This window comes from Glycomyces tenuis DSM 44171 (assembly GCF_000427885.1).
In the GTDB taxonomy this organism is placed as follows: Bacteria; Actinomycetota; Actinomycetes; order Mycobacteriales; family Micromonosporaceae; genus Glycomyces; species Glycomyces tenuis.
Window position 1 is genome coordinate 171,075 of sequence record NZ_ATYW01000011.1, and the last position, 25,670, is coordinate 196,744.

A 25,670-nucleotide genomic window follows, 5' to 3' on the forward strand; every position below is an offset into this window, starting at 1 on the left:
CGCGGCCCGTTCGCTGTCGGCGCACTCGCGGTGACGCCGGGGCCCGTCCCGCGCTAGTAATGTTGCATCGTCTGCGGACGTCAGAGCCAATCGTTTGAGGAGGGCCCGTGGAGGTCAAGATCGGTATCCAGTACGCCCCGCGCGAACTGGTGCTCGAGAGCAAGCTGTCGTCGAAGGACCTGAGCGAGGCGATCGACCAGGCCATCAACGAGGGCGGCGTGCTGCGGCTCGAGGACGAGAAGGGCCGCCAGGTGATCGTCCCGGCCGAGAAGATCGCCTACGTCGAGGTCGCCGCGCAGTCGGCGCGGCCGGTCGGCTTCACCGTCGACAACTGAGCGGGAGTCGACCCCGACTCGCACGGCCCGGACGCTCGCGTCCGGGCCTTTTCGCTACTCGGGGACGGTGAACGGGGCCGATCCCTGGACGATCTGGCCGTCGCTGTCCTCGATCGGCTGGAGGTTGCTGCTGTAGGCCCGGTACAGGTCGGTGCCGATCACGACGACGGTCGGCTCGCCCCGGTTCTGGTCGGGGGCGACCGGGTCGGCGGGCTTGGCCGCGATCTCCTCGGCGAGCGGCAGTCCCGAGGTGCCCGACTGGCTCTCGGTCTCGGCGTTGTCGATGGACACCCGGAACAGCTTGTCGTCGGAGCCGCCGCGCGCGCCCGCGATCCACACGAAGTCCTCCGAGGCCCAGGCGACGCCCGTGACGCCGGTGATGTCGAGCCCGAGGCGCTGGGACTGGCCGAACTGGAGGTTCCCGTCGGCGTCGTGGCTCAGCGGCGCGACCGAGGCGCGGCCGTCCTCGACGTAGACGATGCGGTGGCCGTCGGGGGCGACCGACAGGGACCGCACCGTCTCCCCCGCCAGCGGCTCGACGGCGCCGCTGGCGGCGTCGACCACGGTGAGGACGCCGTCGTCGATGAGCATGACGGTGCCCTCGGTCAGCCACTGCGGGTCGCTCAGGGTGCCGCCGAGGCCCTGGACGGTCGACATGTCCCCTTCGCCGCGGCCGATCTGGAGCTCGAAGCCGGACTCCGTGGCGACGACGGCCGCGATCTGCTCGTCGGAGGCGATGTCGACCTGTTCGAGGCCGGGCGTGCTGAAGCCGACCCACGGGTGGTCGGCGGAGGCGTCGGTGACCGCGCCGTTCTCGAGCTGCCAGACGGTGTCCTCGGCGATGAAGTAGCCGATCTCGTCGTCGCCGGAGGGGATCGCGTTCCAGTCGCGCCAGTCCGCCAGGGTGCCCTCGGCGACCTGCTCGCCTTCGATCAGCAGCTCGAACTCGCCGCTCAGCCCCAGGCTCCAGACGATCTGGGCGGCGATCGCGTCGGTGGTGTCGCTGTCGAGGGCGGCGGCGGCCTCGCCGAGCGTCAGGTTGATCCGGATGACGCCGTCCTCGTCGCTGAACTCCGGGGTGGTGCCCGCCGGGATGACCGACCTGGCGGACCGGGACACCAGATCGGAGGGGCCCTGCACGACGAGCCAGCGGAGCCGGAGCTGGTTGTCGACGGTCTCGTCGAGGTTCCGGTAGACCCAGCGCAGGTCGGGCACGAGCAGGTCGTTCCGACCGGTGGCCTGGAAGTACAGCGGGGCCTGCTCGTAGGCGCCCTCGAACTGGTCGCGGAGCATCATGACCTGCGAGGGCGGGTCGCTGATGCTCCAGGTGTCCGTGAACTCCTCGCGTTCGAGGGCGAAGCGCTCCTCGTATTCGCGGGGCGGGACGTTCATGCGGACCTGCCCGTCGGGCAGGTAGGTGCCGATGACCGTGCCGGTGACGGTGACGGAGGTGGCGTTGAGGTCGTCGGTGCCGTCGCCGAGGTCGATCTGGACGTCGTCGAGCAGGCCGATGCCGTCGACGGCGTCGGAGAACTCGCGGGCCTCGTCGGTGAACTCGTGGAGGCGCTCGTCGCGGCCGGTCGGGTCGCCCGAGGCGGCCCGCAGGAAGTGGTCGACGGTGGTGGTCGCGTCCGTGGTCGGCAGGAACGCCTCGACCTCGATCGAGGAGGACTGGTCGAAGTCGGTGGGGGCCGCTTCGAGGGCCTCGGGCGCGGAGGAGGAGGGGACGCCGCAGGAGACGAGCGCCGGGGCGGCCACGCAGGAGGCGGCGACGACCGCGCAGGCCAGGGTCCTAGTGCGCATCGGATGCCTCCTCGTCGAGTCGGAGCGGGATCGGTGAGGTGATGACGCGGTTGCCGGCCTGGAGGGGCAGGGTGAGCACGAACAGGGTGCCGCGGCCGGTCTCGCCGACGGTCTGGAGGGTGCCCGAGTGCAGTTTGGCGTCCTCGAGGCTGATGGCCAGGCCGAGGCCGGTGCCGCCGGTCCTGCGGGTGCGGGAGGGGTCGGCGCGCCAGAAGCGGTCGAAGACGCGGTCGGCGTGGCCGGCTTTGAGGCCGACGCCGTGGTCGCGGACGGCGACGGCCACGGCGGTCTCGGATTCGGCCACGGTGACCTCGACGGGCTTGCCCTCGGCGTGCTCGATGGCGTTGGAGACGAGGTTGCGCACGATGCGCTGGAGGCGGCGGGAGTCGACCTCGGCGACGACGCGGCGGGCGGGCCGGTGGACGGTGACGGTGACGCCGCATTCGTCGGCGAGGGCCGAGTGCTGGGCGACGACGTCCTCGACGATGGGGTTGACGTCGACGGCGTCGACTTCGAGGGCCGCGAAGCCGGAGTCGAAGCGGGAGATCTCCAGCAGCTCCTGGAGGAGGTCCTCGAAGCGGTCGATCTCGTGCTGGAGCAGCTCGGTGGAGCGCTTCGTGGTGGCGTCGAAGTCGTCGCGGGTGTCGTAGAGCAGGTCGGCGGCCATGCGGATCGTCGCCAGCGGGGTGCGCAGCTCGTGGGAGACGTCGGAGGTGAAGCGGCGCTGCATCATGGACATCTCCTCGAGGCGCCGGATCTGGCTCTGGAGATTCTCGGCCATGAGGTTGAACGAGCCGGCCAGGCGCGCCAGGTCGTCGGCGCCGCGGACCTCCATACGTTCGTGGAGGAGCCCGGCGGCGAGCCGCTGGGAGGTGCGGGCGGCCTCGCGGACGGGGGTGACGACGAGGCGCGTGACCAGGGCGGCGATGACGCCGAGGAGGAGCACGAGGGCGATGCCGGCGAGCGCGAGGTTGGTGCGCAGGAGGCTGATGGCGTCCTGCTCGGAGTCGAGCGGGTAGAACGCGTACAGCTCGTAGTCGACGGTCAGCGCGATCGGCGCGCCGACGATCAGGTACGGCATCTGCGGGGCGTCGGCGAAGTCGAAGGTGGCGTACTGGCTGGCGACGTTGCCGGCGCGGACCAGGTCGCGCAGTTCGCCCGAAGGGAGGTCGATGTCGCTGACGGGGTTGGACTTGACGACGTCGCCCTCGGAGGTGGTCAGCAGGATGTAGGGCGCGAAGACCGGGTCCTCGGCGAGTTCGTTGACGACGCGCTGCATGGTCTGGGAGAGGACGGGGTCGGTCGGGGTGTTGTACTGGCCGAGCTGCTCGGCGGCGCGTTCGACGGCGTTGACGGTCTCGTCGACGGCGGTGGTCTGCCGGTCGGTGAGCAGCCCGGAGGTCACCGAGCCGGCGACGACGAAGCTGAAGGTGAGGACCAGGATCGTGGAGGCGATCAGGGTGGAGGAGACGACCCGCAGCTGGAGCGAGGCGCGGAAGCGGTTGATGATCGGGTTCGCCGCGCGGCCGGCGGCGTCGAGCAGGCGGCGTCCGAGCCGCCGCGGCCATGCCGGTCCGCGCCGCCGTGGTGCTGCGGGGTGCGGGCCTGCCACTATCCCAATCCGGCTTTGTACCCGACGCCGCGGACGGTCTGGATGAGCTGCGGACGCTCGGGGTCGGGCTCGATCTTGGCCCGGAGGCGCTGGACGTGGACGTTGACCAGGCGCGTGTCGGCCGAGTGCCGGTAGCCCCAGACCTGCTCCAGGAGCACCTGGCGGGTGAAGACCTGGCGGGGCTTGCGGGCGAGCGCCACCAGCAGGTCGAACTCGAGCGGCGTGAGCTTGACTTCGGCGCCGTTGAGGGTCACCTGGTGGGCGGGCACGTCGATCTGGACCTGGAGGCCGGGCTTGCCGATCTCGAGGCGCTCGGGCGTGACGTCGTCGCCGCGCCTCAGGCGGGCGCGGATGCGGGCGACGAGCTCCTTGGGCTTGAACGGTTTGACGATGTAGTCGTCGGCGCCCGATTCGAGGCCGAGGACGACGTCGACCGTGTCAGACTTGGCGGTGAGCATGACGATCGGCACGCCGGACTCGCCGCGGATGGCCTTGGCGACGTCGATGCCGCTCATGCCGGGCAGCATGAGGTCGAGCAGGACGATGTCGGGGCGGTGCTCCTTGAACGCGGCCAGGGCCTTCTCGCCGTCGGTGACGAACGTGGGGGTGAAGCCTTCGGTCCGCAGGATGATGCCGAGCATCTCCGCCAACGCCGGGTCGTCGTCGACGACGAGTACACGTGCTCTCATGGACACCAGTTTTCCACCTCACAAAAGCCGAGAGCACCACGGGTGGTCACCCGTGGTGCTCCAACTGTATCGGCTATGAGCTCGACTTCCCGGCCCGAGCGGGGTCGGAACCGGCGGCGATGGCCTCGAACGGTTCGCGCCCGAGGCTGATTTCGCCGAGTTGCACCATTTCGCGCTTGGTGAAGAAACCGACGATCCAGTCGGCGAGGATGCGGCCCTTGCGGCCGACACCGGGCACCCGCGAGAGGTGGTAGCCGCGGTGCATGAGCCAGGCGAGCAGGCCCTTGGCCTTGAAGCCGTACGTGTTGGCGACGCCCTTGTACAGGCCGAGGCCGGCCACCGAGCCGATGTACTTGTGCTCGTACGGCTTGAGGGCGGCGCCGACGTGCTTGGCGTGGATGTTGTCGGCCAGGACCTGGGCCTGGCGGACCGCGTGCTGGGCGCTGGGCGCGCAGTACGGCATCGGGAAGTCGGAGGTGTCGGGCACCTGGGCCGAGTCGCCGGCGCCCCAGGCGCCGTCGACGACCTCGCCGATCTCGGCGGTGCCGGCCTCGACGCCCGTGGCGACCTGGAGGCGCGTGTTGCACTCGAGATGGCCCTTGGGGCCGATCGGCAGGTCGGTCTGCTTCAGCAGCGGGTTGGGCATGACGCCGGCGGTCCAGATGACGGTGTCGGAGTCGAACTCCTCGCCGTCGGTGAGGACCACGTGGCCGCCCTCGCAGGACTTCAGGGTGGTGCCGAGGCGGACGTCGACGCGGCGCTTGGTGAGCTCGCGGGCCGCGTAGACGCCCATCTGCGGGCCGACCTCGGGCAGGATCTTGTCGGCGTACTCCACGAGGTACCACTTGACCTCGGCGGGGTCGATCTCGGGGTAGTTGTCGACGACGGTGGCCGTCAGGTCCTCGAGCTCGCCGAGGGTCTCGGCGCCGGCGAAGCCGCCGCCGACGGCGACGAAGGTGAGGGCCTTGCGGCGGACGTCGGGGTCGGTGGTGGTGGCGGCGACGTCGAAGCGCTGGAGGACGTGGTTGCGCAGCCAGATGGCCTCGCCCATGGTCTTGATGCCGATGGCGACGTCGGCCAGGCCGGGGATGGGCAGGGGGCGGGAGACCGAGCCGGGGGCGATGACGATCTCGTCGTACTCGATCTCGCGGACGGGGCCGGCGATCGGCTGCATGACGAGCTTGCGGGAGGCGTGGTCGATCTCGGTGACGCCGCCGGTGAGGATGGTGCAGCGCTTGAGCGCCTGGCGCAGGGGCACCACGCCGTGGCGCGGGGAGATGTTGCCGGCGGCCGCCTCGGGGAGGAACGGCTGGTAGGTCATGTGCTGGTTGGGGTCGATGACCATCAGTTCAACTTGACCGCGCTTGATGTCGCTCTTCAGCTTCTTGCTCAAGCGTTCGGCAACGTAAAAACCGACGTGACCGGCACCTATCACGACTATACGTTTCACATGTTCAATTCTGACTACCGCGAGCTCGGGTTGTGTAGGGAACGCGCGAGGACGTAGATCACGGTGACGGCCGCCACGAGGCCGATACCCACCGCTACGGCCGGGGGGATTGCGGCGAAATACGCGGTGAACAGGGCCAGCAGACCGGCGAAGGCCAATGTCGACGCCGAGACGATCCCCAGGTGGCGGGCCCAGGTGTGGACGATCTCACTGTCCACAGCGGTAGTGGTACGGAAACGCTGGGCGACGGCGGCGGTCGAGTGCCCGGCGTAGAGCAGGACCGCCACCGCCGCGGGGATCCACAGGCCGCCGTGGTCCTCGTACAGGCTCGAGGTGATCAGCCAGGAGGCGATGACGACGCCGGAGGCGGCCAGCGGCGCGATCCCGGCGGGCGCGAGCGCGGAGCACAGCGCGAGGGCGGCGGCGAGGATGAGGTACGCCGCCGAGGCGCCCCACTGGGCGGGCACGGCGATTTCGGCGGCGATGAAGTAGGACAGGCCGACGGTCAGACGCAGCAGCACGGCCGCCGGGGCGAGGCGCCGCGCCCACGAGGCGACGCGGCGGCGCCCGCCGGTGGCGCGCAGGCGGGTGCCGTCCCTGAGCGCCTCGAACAGTCCCCGCTGGACGTCGCTCACCGGTACCGCCTCCTGACCAGCTGGGCGATGACGTCGTCGAGCGAGGCCGCGCCCGTCCACGGCTCGACGGCGACGCCGAGGTCGCGCAGTTCCATGATCGTGTTGGCCCGGTCGAGCCGCCACAGCCGCTCGGCGTAGGGCGTCCAATGCGAGCGGGGCGGCGGGACGACGTGGTCAGGCAGCGTGTCGATGCACAGCACGGGCCGGCCGGCGCGGGCCAGCGAGGCGACCAGGTTGAGGGAGCGCTCGTTCAGCAGCGGCGTGAACAGCACGTGCATGCTGCGGTGGTTGCCGAGCTGGCGGCGGAGCATCGCGACCGAGGGCGGGAGCGCGTCGATCGGGATGTGGATCGAGGCGAGCCAGCGCAGCAGCGCGAGGTTGTGGCGCCGCCCGGTCCCGGCCCGCAGCCGCCTGCCTCGGGCGCCGAACTCGATGCAGCCGACCCGGTCGCCTTGCAGGGCGTAGTGGGCGGCGACGGCCCCGGCGGCGCGGACGGTGAGGTCGGCGACCGAGGCGGCTCCGTCGATGCCGCCGGAGTCGCCGGCCTCGACCTGGAGGTCGAGGATCAGGTTGACGTCGGTGTCCCTTTCGGACAGGGTCGCGTTGACGTACAGCTCCTGGGAGCGCGCCGAGGTGCGCCAGTCGATGCGGCGGAGCCGGTCGCCGGGCTGGTAGAGCCGGACTTCGGCGAGTTCCCCGGAGTCGCCGAGGCGCCGGGAGCGGTGGACGCCGGCGACGCCGTCGGCGAAGGGCAGGGACTCGGCGGACTCGAACCAGTGCGGGACCGGCAGGACCCACACCCGCGAGCCGGGCAGGCGCTGGACGGTCGTCTCGAGGAGCCCGCCGCAGGCGTGCGACTGGACGTGGACGGGGCCGAGATGGTGGCCGCCCCAGCGCCTGGCGCGCCCGGCGACGGCCATCTCGCGGGCCGTGGACGGGTGGAGGCGCTCGGCGAAGTCGCCTCTGCCGGTGTGCAGGTCGATCCAGTGGTCGGCGGCGGCGGTGACGACGGTCGAGACCGGGACGGGCTCGGGGTTGGCGACGTGGAGGACGGCCGAGGCGGTGCCGCCTTCGGCGCAGACCCCCTCGCCGACGTCGAGCCTGGCCTCGGGGGTGCGGTGGGGCCGGTCGCGCAGCAGCAGGGCGGTGCCGACGGCGAAGGGCGCGGCGATGAGCGCGAGGTCGACGCGCCCGAAGACGACCGCCGCGATGAGGCAGCACGCCGCGACGGCGACGGCCCGCGTCAGGGCGGGGGTGCGGCGCCATTCGACGGGTTTCTCCGGCGCGTGCCGCTCCGGCGCCCGGGCGTTGTCGGGGCGCAGGCGCAGGACGGGGTCGACGGCGAGGCTCATCGCTCCTGTGCCAATTTACGGCTTGCAAGCTGCGCCGTGGCTGGGATCTGGCCGTACGAGGGCGTCTGGGCGCTCTGGGGCGCCTCGACGCCGCGGCAGATGTCGGCGACGACGGTGGCGGGGTCGATGCGGCGCATCCACAGCTCGGGACGCAGGGTGATGCGGTGGGCGAGCGCGGAGCCGGCGACGCCCTTGACGTCGTCGGGGGTGACGAAGTCGCGCCCGTCGAGGACGGCGAGGGCCCGCGAGGCGAGCAGCAGGGCGAGCGAGCCGCGCGGGGAGGCGCCGACCTGGAGCTGGGAGTGGGTGCGGGTGGCGGCGACGATGGCGACCATGTAGCGGCCGACGGAGTCCTCGACGGTGACGTGCTCGAGGGCGGCCTGCATCTTGACGAGGGTCTCGGCGTCGATGACCGGGGAGAGCTCGACGTCCTCGGTCCGGCGTCCGAGGCGGCGCTGGAGGACCTCCCACTCCTCGTTCTCGGTGGGGTAGCCGAAGGAGACGCGCAGCAGGAAGCGGTCGAGCTGCGCCTCGGGCAGCTGGTAGGTGCCCTCGAACTCGACGGGGTTGGAGGTGGCCAGGACCGTGAAGGGCCTGGGCAGCCGGTAGGTCTCCCCTTCGACCGAGACCTGGCGCTCCTGCATGGCCTCCAGGAGCGCCGACTGCGTCTTCGGCGGGGTCCGGTTGATCTCGTCGGCCAGCAGCAGGTTCGTGTGGACCGGGCCTTTGCGGTAGACGAACTCGGCGGTCTTCTGGTTGTACAGGAACGAGCCCGTGACGTCGGCCGGCAGCAGGTCGGGGGTGAACTGGAGCCGCCGGAAGTCGAGGCCGAGGCTCTGCGCGAAGCACCGCGCGGTGAGCGTCTTGCCGAGACCGGGAAGATCCTCCAAGAGGATATGGCCGCCGGCGAGGATCCCGGCCAGCACCAGTCGCAGCGACTCGTCCTTGCCGACGATGACGGACTGGACGGACTTGAGGACCGCCTGGGAGTGCCTGGCGACCTCGTCGAGGCCGATCGGCGGTGCTTGCTCGTTCATCGGTGTTCACTCCTGGTGCTGGCGAGGCCCATCAGACGGCCTCGATCCTGGTGAGGTGTTCGCCGAGCTCCCACTCGGTGGGGCAGTCGTGGACAGGCTCGGTGAGGAAGGCGTAGGTGCGATCGCCGAGGATTTCGCGGCACTGCTCGGCGTCGCCGTGCAGGGACAGGCCGCGGCGCAGCCGCAGCCGCTCCTCGGTGAGCTGGACGAGCCGCTGCTTGACCTTGCCGTCTTCGAAGGGGCCGCGGCGGGCCTCGGCGAAGATCAGCTGGTCCTCCCAGCGGTTGACCTCGATGAACGGCCGCCATGTGGGGCTGTTGACGCTCTGGGTGGTGAGCTCGGGGCCCGGCTCGGTGTCGGGGCGCAGCGCGGAGAGCATCGCGCCGACGGTCAGGGCGGCGAGGGCGAGGAGCGCGAGCTGCCACAGCAGCAGGTCGACGCCGGAGATGCGCGCCAGGCCCCACAGCGCGACGGCGGCGGCGAGGACGCCGACGGCCGGCCAGAACCGCAGCCGCCCGAACGGGGCGAAGAAGTCGTTCACCGCGCCTCCTTGACGCCGAGCTGGTGTTGCAGCTCGAGCAGGGCCGAGCGCGCCCGGTCCCGGTCGTCCTCGCCGACCTCGTGCGGGGAGTAGCGGGCCCGCAGGTACGTCCTGGAGAGCCGGGTGAGCGAGGCGCCTTCCAGCTCGTGGCGTTCGAGGAGCCTGCGCACCAGGTCCGCCGGCGTGTCGGAGGCTTCCTTCTGGATGCCGACCCGTTCGGCGGCGCTCTCGAAGTGGACCCAGCAGGCGATGATGGCGCTGCGCGGGTCGGTGCCGAGGTCGATCTCGGCGAGCCCGGCCGCGAGGGCCTCTTCGACGAGGGCCACGTCGCGGTGGAGGTACTGGGGGTCGGCTTCCCGGCGGCGCTCGACGGCCCGCGCGTCGACCAGCCACCGGACGAGCTGCCGCGCCAGCAGCGCCAGGATGAGCGCGACGGGGGCGCCGACGAGGATCCCGAGGATCAGCCACGAGACCCACGACGGCAGCGAGGGCTCGCCGGTCTCCTCGACCACCTGCTCGCTGGTCATCGTCTCCTCCGGCATCGTCTCAAACGCCGGCGGGGAGACGGTGCCCTCGGTGTCGAGCAGGACCTCGCCCTCGCGCCATTGCACGCCGGTGCCCTGGGCGGCGATCCCGACCACGACGAGCGCGGCGACGGCCACGACGACGGGCAGCCAGCGGCGCATCAGCGAGCGCCCGATCTCGCCGTGTCCGGCGGTGCGGCGTGCGTCATGGGTGACCTCGTGGGGGTGACTCGAACTCATGTTGCGTGACGCCCACCATAACGCCAGAAGCGAGCAAACGCCCACCGAGGCCTGCCGAACCCCTCGCCGGAAGCTCGCCCGCCGTCGTCCCGACCTCGCTTGCAGGCGAACGGGCGACGAGCGCCGCCGAGCCGAGCGATCGATCAAGAGCCGGGAGGCGACAACGTCGTTGTTCCGAATCCCGCACAACGCGAACATGTTGATCGAACTCGCTCACGAACACCGAACTGTCGGACCAGATCGCTACCGTTCGTCACATGAGCAACACGACAACAGGTCCGAAAGCCCATCCGCGCCGACGCCTGCCGCTCGAAGGGGTCGGCTTGACGGAACTCGTCCATTGCGCCGATCCCAGAGAACCCGAAGCTGAACTGCACCTTGAGGACGGTCGCGTGATCAAGCTGGCGATCGGAGACCTCGAACTCGTCTCGGAGGTCGGCGTACGCGTGACGATGCGCTACAACGATGATTCCTCTTATATCGCACGGTACACCTGCGAGAAATCGACGCTGGAGAGCGTGGAGATCGGCTTCGACGACCCCGGCTGGCAGCACGAGTTCAACAGCGAGGTGGACCAATGGGTGGCAAGCGGCTACGCGGATGAGCTTCACTGTGTCGTCGACGCCAGGATCGCGATTCGAGCGGTCTGAAGGCGTGGTGGCGAGCTCCGGTGAAGCGCTCGGAATCGGCCGGCGAGGTCAAGCGCCCCAGCACCGATGAGAGCCTCCCGGACCGGTGCTCATCGGCGTCGATGCCGGGAAGCGAGATATTCGTCGACGGCTTCCCGGCTGCTCAACGTGCGCGCTTCAGCCTTCGCAGAGGCGGAGGTGGGCCGCCCATGTCCGGCGGGCGGCGTCGATGAGGTCGGCGCTGTTGGTGCCGTGCCTGACCCAGTCGAGGTGGACCGGTTCGCACATCCACAGTTCGGCGGCCGTGAAGCCGTCGAGCCCGCAGACCGAGCCGATCGCGGCCGGGTCGATCGCCTCGAACGACAGGCGCAACCTGGGCCGGTTCGGGACGTGGGCGAACCGGACGACGCGGCCGCCGACGGTCTCGCGGGCCAGGATCGGCAGGCCGGTGTACTCGAAATCGCCGCGCGAGTTCGTCAGGATCGGCTCCGGGGCGAAGCCGACGAGGAATCGGCGCCGACGGGTGCGGTGGAGCATCGGGTTCACAGCGCTACTCCCCCGATCGCCGGGTGGCAGGTGTCGAAATGCCGCTCCCACTGGAGCTCGACCGCCGCGCCCATAGCCGTCTCGCTGACGCTCACCTGCGCGGCGGGCCTCATGGCGTCAACTTCCACACCCTGCGCGGCGCATTCGACCCCATGTGGTGGATCCCCGACCTGTGGCTGCTCGGATGCCGCGGCCGCCTCGGCAGACGACCACCTGAGCCGCTTATGATGTCGGTGGCCGCCCGGGCCTGTGCGCACACGAAAAGGGGTCCATGACATGAGCATCCCCGACTCGACTCCCGCCCCAGCCGACGGAGCCCCGGTTCTCGACACCAAGGTCCGCCGGAAACGCCTCTACGCCGATCCGCGGGTCATCGCCTTCGGCAGGAAGTCGATGGCGCTCGCCGAAGTCGAATGGGTGGGCTATTCGGCGATCCACACCACCACGCACCGGCTCCTCACCCCCGCGAGCCACGACGGCCAATGGGATTTCGTGGTCGGCAAGTACCCCTACTACGGCGGGCCGCAGGTGATCGTCCACTTCTACGAGCCGGGCCGCAGCAGCGCCCCGCCTCCGGAATGGGTGTTCCTGATGAACCTGGCCGCGCAGTATGTGGAGCCGCGGCTGCTCGCCGAGCTCATCGACCAGGTGCGGCGCGGCGAGACCGTCACGGTCGGCGGCAGCGTCAAAGTCGACAAGAGCGGCATATCGTGCCCCAAGCCGCGGATGTCCCTGCCGTGGGGATCGGTCGGCGGTGCGCGGCCGTACAACGGCATGGTGTGGATCTACCAGACCGGCGTCGAGAAGCCGGTGCTGTCGGTGCCGCTGAGCCACCCGAACGCAGGGCTGATCCCCGACCTCTTCGCCGCGTTCACCTCGTGACGGTCCTCGGGCCGACCGCTGCGGGGAATATCGGTTGCCGCCGCGAAGCCGACCCGTCAGGATGCGGCTCATGCATGAGGAGACGCGCATGGCGAACGGACAGGCCGACGAGACGACCGAGCGCCCGCTCGCGCTGGTCACCGGCGCGGGCCGGTCGGTCGGCATCGCGGCGACGGTGGTGCTGGGCCTGGCCCGGGCCGGCTGGGACGTCGCCTTCACGTACTGGACCCCGTACGACGAGCGGATGCCGTGGGGCATCGAGGCGGAGGCGCCCGCGGCGCTGCGGGAGCAGGTGACCGCCCTGGGAGCGAGAACCGTCGGCATCGAAGCGGACTTGAACGACACGGCGGCCCCCGGGCGGCTGTTCGACCGCGTGGAACGCGAACTGGGCGGCGTCACCGCACTGGTGATGTGCCACTGCGAGTCGGTCGATTCCAGCATTATGGACACCACTGTGGAGAGTTTCGACCGGCACTTCGCGGTGAACGCCCGGGCGACGTGGCTGCTGGTCCGCGAGTTCGGCCTGCGATTCCGCGGCCCGCACGGCAGCGGCCGGATCATCGGCTTCACCAGCGACCACACCGTCGGGAATCTGCCTTATGGAGCGAGCAAGGGGGCGATGGACCGGATCGTGCTGGCCGCCGCGCACGAGCTCTCCGAGCTGGGCGTGACCGCCAACGTGATCAACCCGGGGGCAATCGATACCGGTTGGATGAGGGAGGACCAGAAGGCGGACGGGGTCCGCTACACGCCGCTCGGACGACTCGGCGTGCCGCAGGACTGCGCGAACCTGGTCTCGTTCCTGTGCTCGCCCGAAGGCGGATGGATCAACGGCCAGCTCCTCAAGAGCAACGGCGGCATCGCGTAGCCGAGCCCACGCGAGGCTGCCGAACACATTCTGACGCCCCTTCAAGCCAACGACACGCAGCCCAAGGTGCCCATTTCAAGCCGAGTGGTGTTCGTAGCTGTTGAGGGCTTGGACAGCTTTGGCGATGCGGGTGACCGGGTGCGGGTCGCAGCGGACTTCGTCGAATACGCCCCAGCTCTTGAGTTGGGCGAACATACGCTCGCCGGGTCCGCGGAGCCGGGCGTGGAGACGGTTGTATTCCTTTTGCCACTCGGGTTTGTTCTTGCCCTTGATCGGCGTGGCCGCCAGGCCTGCGCCGAGCCTGTCGTCGCCTTTGTCGCCGAGCGCGAACAGGCCGCGCTCTGCCAGCAGGCGCGGGATGAGGGGGGGTTCGTCCCTGCGGGCGGCGGTATCGTGGATCGAGCCGCGGATCACCCCCGAGATCCACAGCAGGTTCTCTCGCGTCGGCGATGGCCTGCAAGTTCATGCTGCGCCGTTTGTGTTTGCCGGAGCAGCAGGGCCGGTCGATGGCGTTGCGGTTGATGCCGACGAGAGCGCCCGAGGATCACGAATGCGGCGCCGGCCCGCTCGGCGTGGCCCTCCCCGGGCAGGGCATCGACCGCGGCGAACAGCTCAGGACGGTTGTCCTTGCAGCACAGCAGATAGTCGATACCTCGGTCGAGCACCACCTGAGCGGTCTCGACACAGCAGTGCACCGCGTCGGCGCTGACCAGCGTTGAGGCCAGATCCAGCGTGTCGATCAGACGCCTGGTGGCAGCGTTCTCGTCGTCATCGGTGGCCAGCAGGGTCTTACCCAAGGCACGATCGCCCGAGTCGTGCGCGGCCACCAGCAGCGGTTTGACCTTGCCCGCAGCCGCTTGCCGTCGATGCGGACCTGATCGTCAGGGGCGAAGGCCAGCTGCCGGCCCCGTGGGCAGGGCGGCAACGCCTTCGGGATCGCCTAGCCCAGTAGCCTGCGGAAGGTGTCGTATCCGGGAGCGGTGAAACGGACGCCCAGCGGTCCGGCCAGGGTTCGGGCGCCCGTCGCTTCCAGGCACCGTGGCCAGGCGCAAGTCTCCCGCACAGGGCCTATCCCGTCAGCTGCACAGCAGAGAGCAGTCGTCTGCATCAGCAATCCTCTTGGGTGACACGGGAACGAGGTCTGGTGTCTGGACAAGAGCTGAAACCCAAGGCATCGTCCGACCCGTTGGCCCGAATCTGTCGCATAGGAGTCTATTTTCCTACTGTCGACAATGTCGCCCCTTGATCTTCCGCAGAGGGAATCTCTTTCATATTTCTCAACGGAGTCAAGACCAGTGGAATAAAACCGGCGCACAACATCACCCCCGCGATCCAAAGCGAGGTGCGCACACCATAAATCTCACCTATCAGCCCACCGACAAAGGAGCCTATCGGCAGGGCACCCAAACCGAGAAACCTCAGGGTTGCGTTGACCCGGCCCAGCAGCGCATCTGGAGTTACCGCTTGGCGATAGCTCAATTGTGTCACGTTGAAGATGATCACACCAAAGGCAAAAATAGCCTGTCCGAGCATCGCGAATATAATTCGCCAATCTGGCTCCGCAAGTGGGATCATGATCGCCGCAGGACCCGCAAGCGCGAGGGAGACCCAGGTAGCCGGTCCGAATCCGATCAGTTTCGAGACATGTTTCACAGCCATGGCCCCTAGGATTCCTCCTACCCCCGAGCTAGCCAGGATCACACCGATCGTGACCTCAGGAAGTGACAGGTCTCGCGCCAAGAACAATATGACCATGGCTTGCAGGACGCCTGCCGACAAATTCCCCCAAGCGGCGGAAATCGCGATTGCACGTAGGATTGGATCCTTGAATACGAATCTCATTCCCTCGTTTATTTCGCGTCGCAGGTTGAGCTTGCGGAACACTCGCTCACTGGCCTCGGGCCGTTGTATCCTCACAACCCATCCCACTGATGCACCCATGGACAGTGCCGCGATCAATATCGCGAGAGGACCGCTCAGTATTGCGACAAGTGGGCCTGAAATCGTAGGACCACCAAGCCTGGAAACATTGCGCACAACTTCAAGATTTGCATTTGCGCGGGTTAGATTGTCGCTTCCAACCAGACTTGGAATATAACTTGTATAAGCGACATCGAAAAATACGGTAGCTATCCCAACTAGGAAAACTATGGCATAAAGCTGCCAAATTGAGAGGATTCCCATAAAAGCAGCTATTGGAATGGTCATAAGAAAAAAGGCTCGCGCAAGATCAGTGACAATCAGTACCTTGCGCCGCGACAATCGATCAACCCATACGCCCGCCGGCAATCCGACTACAAGAAGTGCAAGAGATCCAAATGCACTGAGCAGTCCAACTTGAAATTCATTTGCGTCGAGAACGAGAATGGCTACGAGCGGGACAACTACAATCGTTATGTTGACACTGATCTGACTTACAGTCGTTGAATAATACAAGCGTCGAAAGTTGCGATCTCGGAAGAGACTTGGGGATGTGTCTCGAACCACGGATCCTCGCTAAAGATACTAGTCAGTGATGATCTGCTGGATTCACAGAGTGGTGCTCCCAAGGAATGAAAAAGTTTGTTTGGCGGTGAGGCAGTCACCTCCCCGCCAAACAAACAGACTCGTGCTTATGGTTTGGTGGGGTACCCGTCCTCATCGTGAGGCTTAGGACGGAACCCACTAATACTAGGGCTGGACTTCATCATGCTTCTCCTTTCAGTAACTTGCGGAAACGGCTAGGGCTTGACGGGATGCCCGTCCTCATCATGAGGCTTGGGACGAAACCCACTAACGCTAGGACTGGTTTTCATGAGCGCCTTCCTTTCAAAGGGTCGCGGGAACAGTTACGGTTTGACTGGATAACCGTCCTCATCATGAGGCCTAGGACGGAATCCGCTGATGCCAGGCGTCTGACGCATTTATCCCTCCGTTCACTTTGGTCTAAGCTCTACTTACTGGGTCGTTTCGTGGGATACCCGTCCGCATCATGAGGCTTAGGGCGAAATTCAGTAATGCCAGGAGTGCTTCTCATTATGACTCCCTTCCTGGGATTTGAAGTAGAAACTTTAGGGTCGGGTCCTACTCAATACCTGAGCAGCTCCACGTTGTGAACCGCCCAGGTGCAGTCTGTTCGCCAACAGACCTTCGGTCTCAAACCTTGCAGCCTCAAGCGTTTTCAACACTTGCGAATCTTTGGGATTTCCTACCCATTCCACTCGCTCTAGAAGTAGTTCGTCGAAAGCAAAATCAATTAGTCTCTCTACAGCACTAGAATAGATATGCCCTTGATTGTCATCAAGCTCACCATACAATTTGATTTCCGCTATTGCATTATCTCGTTGATCAATCCACAATCCCAACGTCACGTCAATAATCTCACCATTCAAGTACAGGCAATAGTTCACCGCTGTGCCATGATCGAATTCTCGCTGCGCCTTAGATCTTCTGATGCTAGGTACTGTTCCAAGATTATTCGGGTCCGCGAGTGGCCTAAGTGTCAAACCTGAAATCCCTGCGGAAACCTCCTGCGGTTTCCTGGTGAAGAAACTGGCTTGCCTCCTGATACGCTCGAAATTGGGTGGGAGGTCGTTATCCTCACGAAGTTCACTGGGGAAAAGAGAACCTCGCCACTGGTCCCGCCGAACACCTCGCTGGTTCGCCCCCTTCCTAGCGACTCCTTCGATCTCGAAACCGACTTTCAAAGCGACCAGTCGTGAGTAATGGTTACCGACAACGGCTTCCCATGTCAGGCGTTCGACACCTAGTTTCTCAAACGCGAACCTCGCTGCCTCACGGCAAGCCGTGGTCGCAATGCCATGGCCTCGAGCCTGCGCCGCGACGAAGTACATGACGGATGCTTCTCCTGGAACCATCATTGTGACACCGATACCTCCCAGCAGGAGGTCAGTGCGAGGGTCCGCAATAGCCCATCGAGGATTCCCCGCTTCCCACGCATCATGAGTTCTTTGGATATAGCCAGCCCGCTGCTCATCGCCCCAGGCCGTCGGAAGCATCAGGAATCGAACCACCTCGGAATCCTGGTAGATCTTCGACAACTCGTCGAGATCCTTGTCCATCCAAGGCCTGAGGCGAACTGTGTCGACATCGATCGATGAGGGGTCCAAGGTTCCATCCTTATGATCCGGGGGTCACCGACTATTTCAGAGGTCCTGCACGATCAACGTTCGAGGCGTGAACAAAAGTCTACAATGACTGGAAAATTCCTGTTCATGGCCACCTGGCCTACAACCGCACATAGAGTAGCATAGATCACCTTGCTGTATATGTGATTTATACCACTATAGTGATTGCTCCGCTCTCTTCTGCACAGCAAAGCATGTGCCTGAGACATTCCAGCAAGGAAGGCCTCGCTTACACAGCGAAGCCCCTGCATCCGCATATCAGCAGGCTGCAAAGACCATGGTCGGTCGTCCAAGTCGACTCCCGCTGGCGTGGTGCCCAGCCTCGGCGATGCGGCGAAGCATCAAAAGACTCTCCGACGGCCGACGATCGAAGGGCTCAACCTGGCCGGACTCATTCGTCACAACAATACCGAGGAGCCCGATGCCGAGCCGATGCTTGTCGACATCGAAGGTCGAACTATCTGTTGGCGGTCTCGGAACCCTCGCCGCAAGCAGGCTGCTCGTTGTCATAGCGCTGACTTGCAACGGCAGCTGCCGTGCCACAGGGAGCCTCCGATAGAGGCCTGATATCAGTGCGCACCGCGATCATCTACAGAAATCCAAGTCGGTAGTCAGCAAATAGAAGCACCGAGGCGACAGGCTGAGTAAACAGTCGTCGACCACCATGTCCCAGAGATAACGCCCCGAAGCAGACGAAAGGGTGCCAGGGTCGGTGCTCCCCCACCGCGGCGAGGGCCTCGGCGGGGGTTGCGCCTGCGGCACAGCGGCGGTGATAGTCGATCATCATCTCGGCGGCAAGGTCGTCGGGGACGCGGCCGAGGCTGGAGACGACGGTGGAGGTCCCGGCGTGCAGGAGCGCCGCGGTGAACCCGAGCGTCTCGTTGCCGACAGCGACCGTGGATCGGCCGAGGTCGCACGAGGAGAGCACGACATGGCCGGGGGGTTGGTCGAGCCCGAGGAGTTCGTAGGCGTTGAGAGGCCCTTGGCCGAAGTCGAGGCGGGAGAACAGCACGTTGTCGGGCTCGTGGTGCCCATGCGCGGCAAGGTGAGCGACCGAGGCGCCGTCGAGGGCCTTGAGAACCAGTTCGGGATCGGAGTCCTCGGCGTGCATGAGGTGTGCTCCAGGGTAGAGGTCGGCGATCGCATCGATCTCTGTCCGAGCGGTAAGCAGCGCTGGTCCGGCGGCGACGAGCGCGGCACCGGTCGCGCGGGGGCGGTTGGCGGCTCGGAACCAGGCCTCCGCGGAAGGGGCGACCGTGACTGGACGTCCGCGTAGCGGAGGAAGCAGAGGCCAAGGTACCCAAGCGATCTTACTGTGGGGAACGATGACGACCTGCCGGTCGCCGACGAACTCAGCGATGGGGTCCCAGATTTCCTCGGCGAGTGTGGCGGCATTGCGCCGCATAGATGTTTCGATACTGGCCTGGAGCCGAGGGGGGAGCCGGTAGGGTGTTCCGAGCGCATCGAGGTCGGCCCCGAGCCGGCGCCCTATCTCAGCGGCGCGGTCGAGCCTCATGAGCTGGGTGTGTCGGAGCGTGCCGTTGCCGACGAGCACAGCACGCAGGTATCCACCGACCTCGAACAGGTTGACCACCAAGGTGCTCCGACGCTCGGCAAGGTCATGAATCGCTTCAGGGGCGATACGCTCAGCTTGCCGCCGGGGCCCCGGAGTAGATCGGTCGTGGGCACGGATCTCGTCTTCGAGTTCCCGGATGCGAGCGAGGACCGCAGTCGTGTCCTTGTTCTCCACTTGGAGGTCCCAGAGCCGCTGACGCGCTTGTCGGAGACGCCCGAGCACTTCCCGCACCTCAGGATCGGAGCTGGACTTGACCGGTGGCACGCGGAGCGCCTGGGCACGGCACCGCTCAGCCCAAGCGAGCATCTCGGCCGGATCACCACCAGTGGTGACATTGGACAGGCCTTTGCTGGCGAGTTGGAAACCGAGCGCAGACACTCCTGACTGGAACTCGACGGACCCGAACTCCATCCGATAGTCGTCGAGCAGGTTGAGCCCGCTGCTCAGCTCCGGCATCGGGTCCCTGCCACAAGCAAGCGCGAGTTCGGCTTTCGCAAGATGACGTGCCAAGCTCTCGGCAAGCGCCTCGTAACCGGACCTCCCCCATTCCTCATTAAGGAGCTCCTCGACACCGTCCAGGTCACCGGCCCTGATGCGTGCCCTCGCCTCCAGGATCTTCGCTTGGTTCAGTCTCAACGTCCACCCACGGCTTTCCAGCGCTTTGCACAGCCTGGATACCTTGTCTGCGAAGTCAAGGCCTTCGTTATGCGAGTCGAACTGCCCTTGAAGCACCAGAAGCTGAGCCAGAAATGCCATAGGCTCATTGCCCTGTCGGTACAGCGAGTTCATGGCCTGCTTTGCCCACTCACTGGCTACTTCAAATTGGTGATATTCGAAACCGGCCACGGCGCGCCAGAACTCAAGAACCGCCGCAGTACGCTCATCGCCTGACAATCGCAGTCCTGCAATGGCTTCACCCCAATGCTCGGCGGCTTGCCGATACATTCCCACATACAGCAATGCATCCGCATAAGAGCCGAGGACGAACGCCTCGAGTTCAGGCGCGTGTTGTCGATACTGGGCGCGGACCTCATCGAAAGCACGAAGTGCCCTGGTCACATCGCCAAGGTCAAGCCACAACAACGCCTCCGCATGCTGGGCCTTTGCCTGATGAACAGGGATGTCAAGGTTTGCGTACAAGCTTATTGCGCGCTGGATACTCTCCAATCCCTTGTGCATCTCGCCGAGGTCTCTCCATACCGCGGCTCGGTTATGGAATAGCGCCGCATACATCCAATCCGGCCCGTTAACCTCCAGTAGAGGTTCAGCCGATTCAAACCACCTGAGAGCATCATTCAGACGGCCGTTCTGCCAGAGAATAAACGCACGCTGATGCAACAGCATCCCTTGCTCACTGGGATCGACAAATTTGTCGGCGTGGTCGAGAAGGCGTAGCCCCATGGCCGAGTTGCCGAGATGGGCCAAGTTCACCGAGCGGACTGTGAGGATCCGTGCGATGAGCCGTGCGCGCGCGGTACCCGGCTTCGGTGGGTCTTCAGGATTCCATTCAGCAAGCGTAAGCGCCTCTTCGAGGGTTTCAGCCGCTTCCATCATGCGACCGCGCCGGTGCAGACGCTGGCCGCGCGAGAACAAGCGCCACACATGAGAAAGCATTCTTTACATGCTACAGCCGCACCGCTGGCGTCACGACGACCGCTGGCAGGCCCTCTCGTTGAAGAGCCTCATCGGGGCGGATCACCAGCTGGAACATTTCTCCGTGCGGAAGGCCCTCCAAGACAAAGCGCCCGCTCTCATCGGTTGTCGCTCTCCTCGTGCCCTCGGGGCTCCGGATTTCGACGACATACCCCCCCTCAGGCCCGATCCAACCATCGAGCCTCAATTCCTGCACGGCAACCGGGCGGGGTGTCACCATCACGGTGACAGCCTCGCAATCGAACGTAATCGATGCCGGATCTCCCTGCCCCACTGTGAGTTCGGTATCCCCTCGCACAAGGGTGAACCCTGCGGGACGAGATATGCCGGCTACACGGGCATCAAGCTCAGCCTCGAGTTCAAGGGCGAAGAGCACACGTTCGTTGAGATCGTCTGGTATCGGATCGTCGCGGTCATGCAGTTCGTCGATCACTGCCAGGATCCGCCGGTCGCAGGAGTCCAACGGCTCGGTTTCACCCTGGCTTTCCAGTTCAGGTCGCGTCATCGTCCCGCTCCTCACCTCTGCTCCAGCCGGGTTCGGCCAAGAGCGTCTTCCTCAGTTTGTTCAAGCAGCGGCCTCTGGTAGGGCCGATGCTTCCCCTCTTCATCCCCAATGCTTCAGAGATGTAGTCATAGTCGGGCCGGTCGACCGCTGCCACATAAGCGAGCAGTCGCCGGCACCGTTCGGGCTGGGCAAGGAAGGCGCGTCGCACGGCCTCGTGCTCGGTGTCACGGACAAGCCTGTCCTCGACACCCTCGATGACCGGTTCCTGGATGTCGATCGGATCGGCGACGACCTCGCGGCGCGCACCGCCTATCAGCCTCCACGCCTCACGCCTGACTGTGGTAAGCAGCCATTTCGTCAACGCACGAGGATGCTCCAGCTCAGTTCCCGGGCGCCACAGACGAAGCCACGCAGTCTGGACAGCATCAGCCGCGCTCTCACGGTCAAGGCCCGCCCTGCGGGCGGCCCTCCAGAGCAATACATTGAGTTCTTCGACCAGAATCCGTTGAGCTTTCTTGTCCCCGGCGCGCGCAGCGATGTACAACTGCGCGCGCCGGTCATAATCCACAGCTGCCACGGATTGAGCTGAAGTCGCGTTCATTACTTCAGGCTAGCGGTTCTTCAACCGCTTGAGGGCCCCGTGAGCCCACGCTGCCATCTGCGCTGAATCGTCCACTTCGGGTATGCCCCCCTCGGCCATTTCGTTCACCAGGAACGCGGCGGCTAGTGGAGCGGCGAACGAGGTGCCTCCCCAGACGGCGTAACCGGCGGAGAAGTCATCCGGGTCGTGGCTTTCCCTGTGGCGGTCAGCGAATGAAGCCCGAGCTCGGCGATCAGGCATCAGCGACCCTTTGGCTTCGGAGGGGAACGTGCTGACCAGACCGGCTCCGGTCGCGAAGCAGGAGACCCACGGGCCGTCATTTGAGAACATCGCGACATTTCGGTTGGGGTTCAACGCCCCTACGCTTAGCACGGGTGCCGACGTCTCGGGCCGCGGGTGGGCGGCGAAGGCCGCCGGATAGAACGGTCGGTCCGACGATTGGTTGCCGGCTGCGGCCACCACGGTGACACCGAGACCGGTCAGCCGCTCAATGGCGTCACTGATCCAACCACCTGGCGGATCCTCGGGATTCTCATCGACGTACCCCATCGCCAAGACGACCACATCGACTCCGATGGCCTCAGCGTCGCCACCTCGAGCGGATTCGACCTGATCGGCAAGGTGGTTGAGAGCACCGACCACCTCATGCTCATAAGCCAGACCGTCGTTGTGAACCACTCGAAGCGAGTAGACCTGGGCGTCTGGGGAAAGCTGACGGATCAGACCCGTCATGAACGTGCCATGCCCAAAGTGGCTCGCCNCTTCGCCGAGCAAAGTGGGCTCGTGAACGGGACCATCCCACGGCGTGTCGAGTGGCAGAGCAGGTGAGTCGGCCTGCTCTCCTAGGCGACGCTGGAACTCTTCGTCGACCACGACAAACGTGTCCTCTCCCGCTGAGCGGTCGGAGACGTCGAACGCTGGATGCGACTCGGGGACACCGGTGTCGAGTATCGCTACTCGGATACGCCTGCCCATGTTGCGGCGCACAGGCATGGGGTTCACCATGTCGACGGGTATGCGTCCCAACGGACGAAGATGCGCCTCTGCCATGGGAGGTTCGGCACCACTGATGCCAGGTGTTCCCTTCGAGCAGACCATCAGGTGCTCCAAGCGCACCTTGTCACCGACTTCGTCAGGGAGACGGCCTTCGCTCATGGCGGTCCTGAACCGCTGGATCAGTGCCCACGCGTCGACGGCGGCCGGATCTCCATGGCCGCCAAGCGAAACAGGCACACGGTGCGATCCCTGACCGCTCACGATCGTGGTAGCGGACTGGCAGTCGAGCCGCAACCCGATCGGCTTCACGGCGCCTTCGAGTCGCGTGCGCACCGCGTCGTCGAGAATGATCGACTCGTCGATCAGGAGGCGGTCGTACCGGTAGATCGTGCCGACGGGCATCGGAGTGCCGGGGGCCTGCACCACTTGGCCAGGACGCAGGATGCGCCCGCTGTGCCGGTCCAGAGTGGTCGCGGAGATTTGAGGTACACCGCTCATGCGGTCGCGCCTCGGGTTCGGCTCCAGATGTGGTTCTTCCTCGGCGAAGATCAGACGCATGGGAGCTCCTCTCGTTTCGGGGGGTGTTATGCGGTTGTGTGGTTGAGGAGAATCTCCTCTCGGTCGATTCTCCTCAACTTCTGCCGGGATGTGGGTCCCGGTGCTATTGAATTTGTCGGGAGGCACTCAAGCCCGGAACGCGGTTGTCGTCACGGGCTGGACGGGTTTCTCCGCGTTCACCGTAGTAAGAGTCCATCATCAGAGCCCAGATACACGGCGCTCGGGAATTTCTCCGGCACGGGAACGCCGGCCCGTCATTCAGTGGACCGTAGCCTCTGGGCTGGTGAGCGGGTATGGCAGCGCCCCGGGCCGCTTCTCGAAGGTGCGGGCCGGGGCGGCGGGTGTTGGGTCAGCTGTCCTTGTCGTCTTCGACGACCTCGACGATCGGCTCGTTCTCCCAGCTCGCGATGTCGAACTCACCGTCCTTCACGCCGCCGACGAAGGCCTCCCACTCCGTGGGGGTGTAGATCAGGATGTCGCCGTCGGGCTCCTCGGCCATCCGCAGTGCCACCAGGCCGTTGTCGGCGTAGCCGATCTCCAAGGCCGCGGGCGTCCCGTCCTCGCGCGTCGTGCGCTCCCAGCGGGCCGCCGCCGTGTCGAACTCCCCTTTGAGCGGATGCTCACGCTTAGTCATCGACCAAGCATAAACGGGCTCGGACCGATCGGTCCGAGCCCCCTATATCGGCCGAAAACAGCCGCTCCGCCAAGGAGAACGGCGCGAGTCGAGCAGTCCTCGGCGATGTCAGCCCTGGTGCGGGTAGCGGTAGTCCGTCGGCGGGACGAAGTTCTCCTTGATCGAGCGCGGGCTCACCCAGCGGACGAGGTTCTGCCACGAGCCGGCCTTGTCGTTGGTGCCCGAGCCCTTCGAGCCGCCGAACGGCTGCTGGTTCACCACCGCGCCGGTCGGCTTGTCGTTGATGTAGTAGTTGCCCGCCGCGTACCGCAGCTCCTCGCTGGCCCAAGCGATCGCGCGGCGGTCGGTGGCGAACAGCGCGCCGGTCAGCGCGTACGGCGCGATGTCCGACGCCTGCTTGACGACGGTCTCGAAGTCGCCGTCGTCGTAGACGTAGACGGCGTGAATCGGCCCGAAGTACTCCTCGGTGAACAGCTCGTGCGTCGGGTCGGTCGCCTCGATCAAGGTCGGCTTGACGAAGTAGCCCTCCGAGTCGTCGGCCGATCCGCCGGTCAGGACGGTGGCCTTGTCGTCGCTGCGGATCCGGTCGAACAGCGCCACGTGCTTGGCGAAGGCCCGGTCGTCGATCACCGCGCCGCCGAAGTTCGAGAAGTCGGCGACGTCGCCGTAGGTGAGCTCCTCGGTCATGCCGAGCACGATGTCCTTGAGGCCGCCGCGCCACAGCGACGCCGGCATGTACGTCCGCGACAGCGCCGAGCACTTCTGGCCCTGGTACTCGTAGGCGCCGCGCACCATCGCCACCGCCAGCTGCTGCGGCTGCGCGCTCGGGTGGGCGATGATGAAGTCCTTGCCGCCGGTCTCGCCGACGATGCGCGGGTAGGCGTGGTAGCCGGTGATGTTGTCCCCCACCGTCTTCCACAGGTGCTGGAAGGTCTTGGTGGAGCCGGTGAAGTGGATCCCGGCGAGGTCGGGGTCCCTCAGCGCCACGTTGGAGACCGCTTCGCCGTAGCCGGTGACCATGTTGATGACGCCCGGCGGCAGGCCGGCTTCGAGGAGGATCCGCATCAGGAAGTGCGCGGCGAACTGCTGGGTCGGCGAGGGCTTCCAGACCACCGTGTTGCCCATGATCGCCGGGGCCGTGGGCAGGTTGCCCGAGATCGCGGTGAAGTTGAACGGCGTGATCGCCAGGACGAAGCCGTCGAGGGGCCGGTGGTCCATGCGGTTCCACACGCCCCGCGAGGACTGCGGCTGCATCCGGTAGATGCCCTCGGCGAAGCCGACGTTGAAGCGCAGGAAGTCGATGAGCTCGCACGCGGAGTCGATCTCGGCCTGCGCGGCGGTCTTGGACTGGCCGAGCATGGTCGCGCCGTTGAGGGTGTCGCGGTAGGGACCGGCGATGAGCTCGGCGGCCCGCAGGAAGACCGCGGCCCGGTCGGCGAAGGGCGTCCTCTGCCAGTCGCGCCGGGCGGCCTTGGCGGCGGCCACCGCGTCGGCGACCTCGGAGTCGGTGGCCTCGCGGGCGACGCCGAGGACGTGGGCGCGCTTGTGGGGCTGGACCACCTTGATCTCGGCGCCGGTGCCGGTGCGCCATTCGCCGGAGATGTTCATGTCCAACTCGAGCTGGGTGCCGGCGAGCTCGGCGAGCTTCTTCTGGAGGCTCTCGCGCTCGGCCGTGCCCGGTGCGTAGCTTTTGACCGGTTCGTTCTCCGGGGTTGGGACGGTAAACAAGGCATCCATCGCACTCTCCCATGGATTCGATGGTTCTTACAGGATTATCTCTGTGATAATGAGGCTATCGCACGGCCCCTCCTATGGCCATCCTCGCACAGTTCCGGACCGGTGACACGGCGCGACGCCGAACCGGCGCTTCGCGGGCC

General features: G+C 66.1%; 24 protein-coding genes. 4 read left to right on the forward strand and 20 right to left on the reverse strand.

Annotated features, from left to right (window positions below; genetic code table 11):
- Positions 1–107 precede the first annotated feature (107 nt).
- Positions 108–335, forward strand: coding sequence for a DUF3107 domain-containing protein (locus tag YWW_RS0114810; protein ID WP_026930717.1), 228 nt, complete (start codon positions 108–110; stop codon positions 333–335).
- Between the two features lie 54 nt (positions 336–389).
- Here YWW_RS0114810 and YWW_RS0114815 read toward each other — a convergent pair whose 3' ends face one another.
- From YWW_RS0114815 to YWW_RS34175, 9 genes are all read right to left on the reverse strand, one after another.
- Positions 390–2,138: an LpqB family beta-propeller domain-containing protein gene (locus YWW_RS0114815; protein WP_026930718.1), complete on the reverse strand. Its 1,749-nt coding sequence runs from the start codon at positions 2,136–2,138 to the stop codon at positions 390–392.
- Positions 2,128–3,750 (reverse strand): MtrAB system histidine kinase MtrB, encoded by a 1,623-nt coding sequence (gene mtrB / locus YWW_RS30640; protein ID WP_245595432.1) that lies wholly within the window; start codon positions 3,748–3,750, stop codon positions 2,128–2,130. Before mtrB ends, YWW_RS0114815 begins: the two co-directional genes overlap by 11 nt.
- Complete coding sequence (mtrA, locus tag YWW_RS0114825; protein ID WP_026924637.1) at positions 3,750–4,439, reverse strand: MtrAB system response regulator MtrA; 690 nt, start codon at positions 4,437–4,439, stop codon at positions 3,750–3,752. The genes mtrB and mtrA overlap by 1 nt, the downstream gene beginning before the upstream one ends.
- A gap of 73 nt (positions 4,440–4,512) precedes the next feature.
- On the reverse strand, positions 4,513–5,889 hold the full coding sequence (locus YWW_RS0114830) for an NAD(P)/FAD-dependent oxidoreductase (protein WP_026930719.1): 1,377 nt from the start codon (positions 5,887–5,889) through the stop codon (positions 4,513–4,515).
- A gap of 14 nt (positions 5,890–5,903) precedes the next feature.
- Positions 5,904–6,524, reverse strand: a complete 621-nt coding sequence (locus YWW_RS0114835; RefSeq protein ID WP_026930720.1) for a hypothetical protein — start codon at positions 6,522–6,524, stop codon at positions 5,904–5,906.
- Positions 6,521–7,876, reverse strand: a complete 1,356-nt coding sequence (locus YWW_RS0114840; protein ID WP_051325844.1) for a DUF58 domain-containing protein — start codon at positions 7,874–7,876, stop codon at positions 6,521–6,523. Before YWW_RS0114840 ends, YWW_RS0114835 begins: the two co-directional genes overlap by 4 nt.
- The gene (locus YWW_RS30645) at positions 7,873–8,913 is read right to left on the reverse strand and encodes an AAA family ATPase (protein ID WP_051325845.1); all 1,041 of its coding nucleotides are present in this window, start codon (positions 8,911–8,913) and stop codon (positions 7,873–7,875) included. Before YWW_RS30645 ends, YWW_RS0114840 begins: the two co-directional genes overlap by 4 nt.
- Positions 8,914–8,944: 31 nt before the next feature.
- Positions 8,945–9,454, reverse strand: a complete 510-nt coding sequence (locus YWW_RS34170) for a hypothetical protein (RefSeq protein WP_026930722.1) — start codon at positions 9,452–9,454, stop codon at positions 8,945–8,947.
- Positions 9,451–10,218, reverse strand: coding sequence for a DUF4129 domain-containing protein (locus YWW_RS34175; RefSeq protein WP_026930723.1), 768 nt, complete (start codon positions 10,216–10,218; stop codon positions 9,451–9,453). The genes YWW_RS34170 and YWW_RS34175 overlap by 4 nt, the downstream gene beginning before the upstream one ends.
- 257 nt (positions 10,219–10,475) lie before the next feature.
- On the opposite strand from YWW_RS34175, the gene YWW_RS0114860 reads away from it, so the two are divergent.
- Positions 10,476–10,868, forward strand: a complete 393-nt coding sequence (locus YWW_RS0114860) for a hypothetical protein (protein WP_155830190.1) — start codon at positions 10,476–10,478, stop codon at positions 10,866–10,868.
- Between the two features lie 156 nt (positions 10,869–11,024).
- Here YWW_RS0114860 and YWW_RS0114865 read toward each other — a convergent pair whose 3' ends face one another.
- The gene (locus YWW_RS0114865; RefSeq protein WP_026930725.1) at positions 11,025–11,393 is read right to left on the reverse strand and encodes a hypothetical protein; all 369 of its coding nucleotides are present in this window, start codon (positions 11,391–11,393) and stop codon (positions 11,025–11,027) included.
- A gap of 276 nt (positions 11,394–11,669) precedes the next feature.
- Between YWW_RS0114865 and YWW_RS0114875 the strand changes: the two genes are divergently transcribed.
- Together YWW_RS0114875 and YWW_RS0114880 are read left to right on the forward strand one after the other, a co-directional pair.
- Positions 11,670–12,275, forward strand: coding sequence for a hypothetical protein (locus tag YWW_RS0114875; protein WP_026930726.1), 606 nt, complete (start codon positions 11,670–11,672; stop codon positions 12,273–12,275).
- 88 nt (positions 12,276–12,363) lie between these two features.
- Positions 12,364–13,143 (forward strand): SDR family oxidoreductase, encoded by a 780-nt coding sequence (locus YWW_RS0114880; RefSeq protein WP_026930727.1) that lies wholly within the window; start codon positions 12,364–12,366, stop codon positions 13,141–13,143.
- 75 nt (positions 13,144–13,218) lie between these two features.
- Here YWW_RS0114880 and YWW_RS34180 read toward each other — a convergent pair whose 3' ends face one another.
- From YWW_RS34180 to pruA, 10 genes are all read right to left on the reverse strand, one after another.
- A complete protein-coding gene (locus tag YWW_RS34180; protein WP_162145956.1) occupies positions 13,219–13,557 on the reverse strand; it encodes a transposase family protein in 339 nt (112 codons plus the stop codon).
- Complete coding sequence (locus YWW_RS35990; protein ID WP_155830191.1) at positions 13,554–13,970, reverse strand: hypothetical protein; 417 nt, start codon at positions 13,968–13,970, stop codon at positions 13,554–13,556. The genes YWW_RS34180 and YWW_RS35990 overlap by 4 nt, the downstream gene beginning before the upstream one ends.
- A gap of 385 nt (positions 13,971–14,355) precedes the next feature.
- Complete coding sequence (locus YWW_RS35135; protein WP_081687468.1) at positions 14,356–15,630, reverse strand: MFS transporter; 1,275 nt, start codon at positions 15,628–15,630, stop codon at positions 14,356–14,358.
- Between the two features lie 563 nt (positions 15,631–16,193).
- Positions 16,194–17,252 carry a GNAT family N-acetyltransferase gene (locus YWW_RS35140; RefSeq protein ID WP_155830192.1) on the reverse strand — a complete coding sequence of 353 codons (1,059 nt, stop codon included), beginning with the start codon at positions 17,250–17,252 and terminating at the stop codon, positions 16,194–16,196.
- 607 nt (positions 17,253–17,859) lie between these two features.
- Complete coding sequence (locus YWW_RS0114890) at positions 17,860–20,460, reverse strand: CHAT domain-containing protein (RefSeq protein ID WP_081687470.1); 2,601 nt, start codon at positions 20,458–20,460, stop codon at positions 17,860–17,862.
- Positions 20,461–20,470: 10 nt separating this feature from the next.
- On the reverse strand, positions 20,471–21,004 hold the full coding sequence (locus YWW_RS30670) for a hypothetical protein (RefSeq protein WP_051325846.1): 534 nt from the start codon (positions 21,002–21,004) through the stop codon (positions 20,471–20,473).
- Positions 20,991–21,605, reverse strand: a complete 615-nt coding sequence (locus YWW_RS0114905) for an RNA polymerase sigma factor (RefSeq protein WP_026930730.1) — start codon at positions 21,603–21,605, stop codon at positions 20,991–20,993. Before YWW_RS0114905 ends, YWW_RS30670 begins: the two co-directional genes overlap by 14 nt.
- A 9-nt stretch (positions 21,606–21,614) precedes the next feature.
- On the reverse strand, positions 21,615–23,159 hold the full coding sequence (locus YWW_RS0114910; RefSeq protein WP_026930731.1) for a S8 family peptidase: 1,545 nt from the start codon (positions 23,157–23,159) through the stop codon (positions 21,615–21,617).
- Positions 23,160–23,508: 349 nt separating this feature from the next.
- Positions 23,509–23,793: a DUF397 domain-containing protein gene (locus YWW_RS30675; protein WP_051325848.1), complete on the reverse strand. Its 285-nt coding sequence runs from the start codon at positions 23,791–23,793 to the stop codon at positions 23,509–23,511.
- 108 nt (positions 23,794–23,901) lie between these two features.
- Positions 23,902–25,530, reverse strand: a complete 1,629-nt coding sequence (gene pruA / locus YWW_RS0114920; protein ID WP_026930732.1) for an L-glutamate gamma-semialdehyde dehydrogenase — start codon at positions 25,528–25,530, stop codon at positions 23,902–23,904.
- Positions 25,531–25,670: the final 140 nt, after the last annotated feature.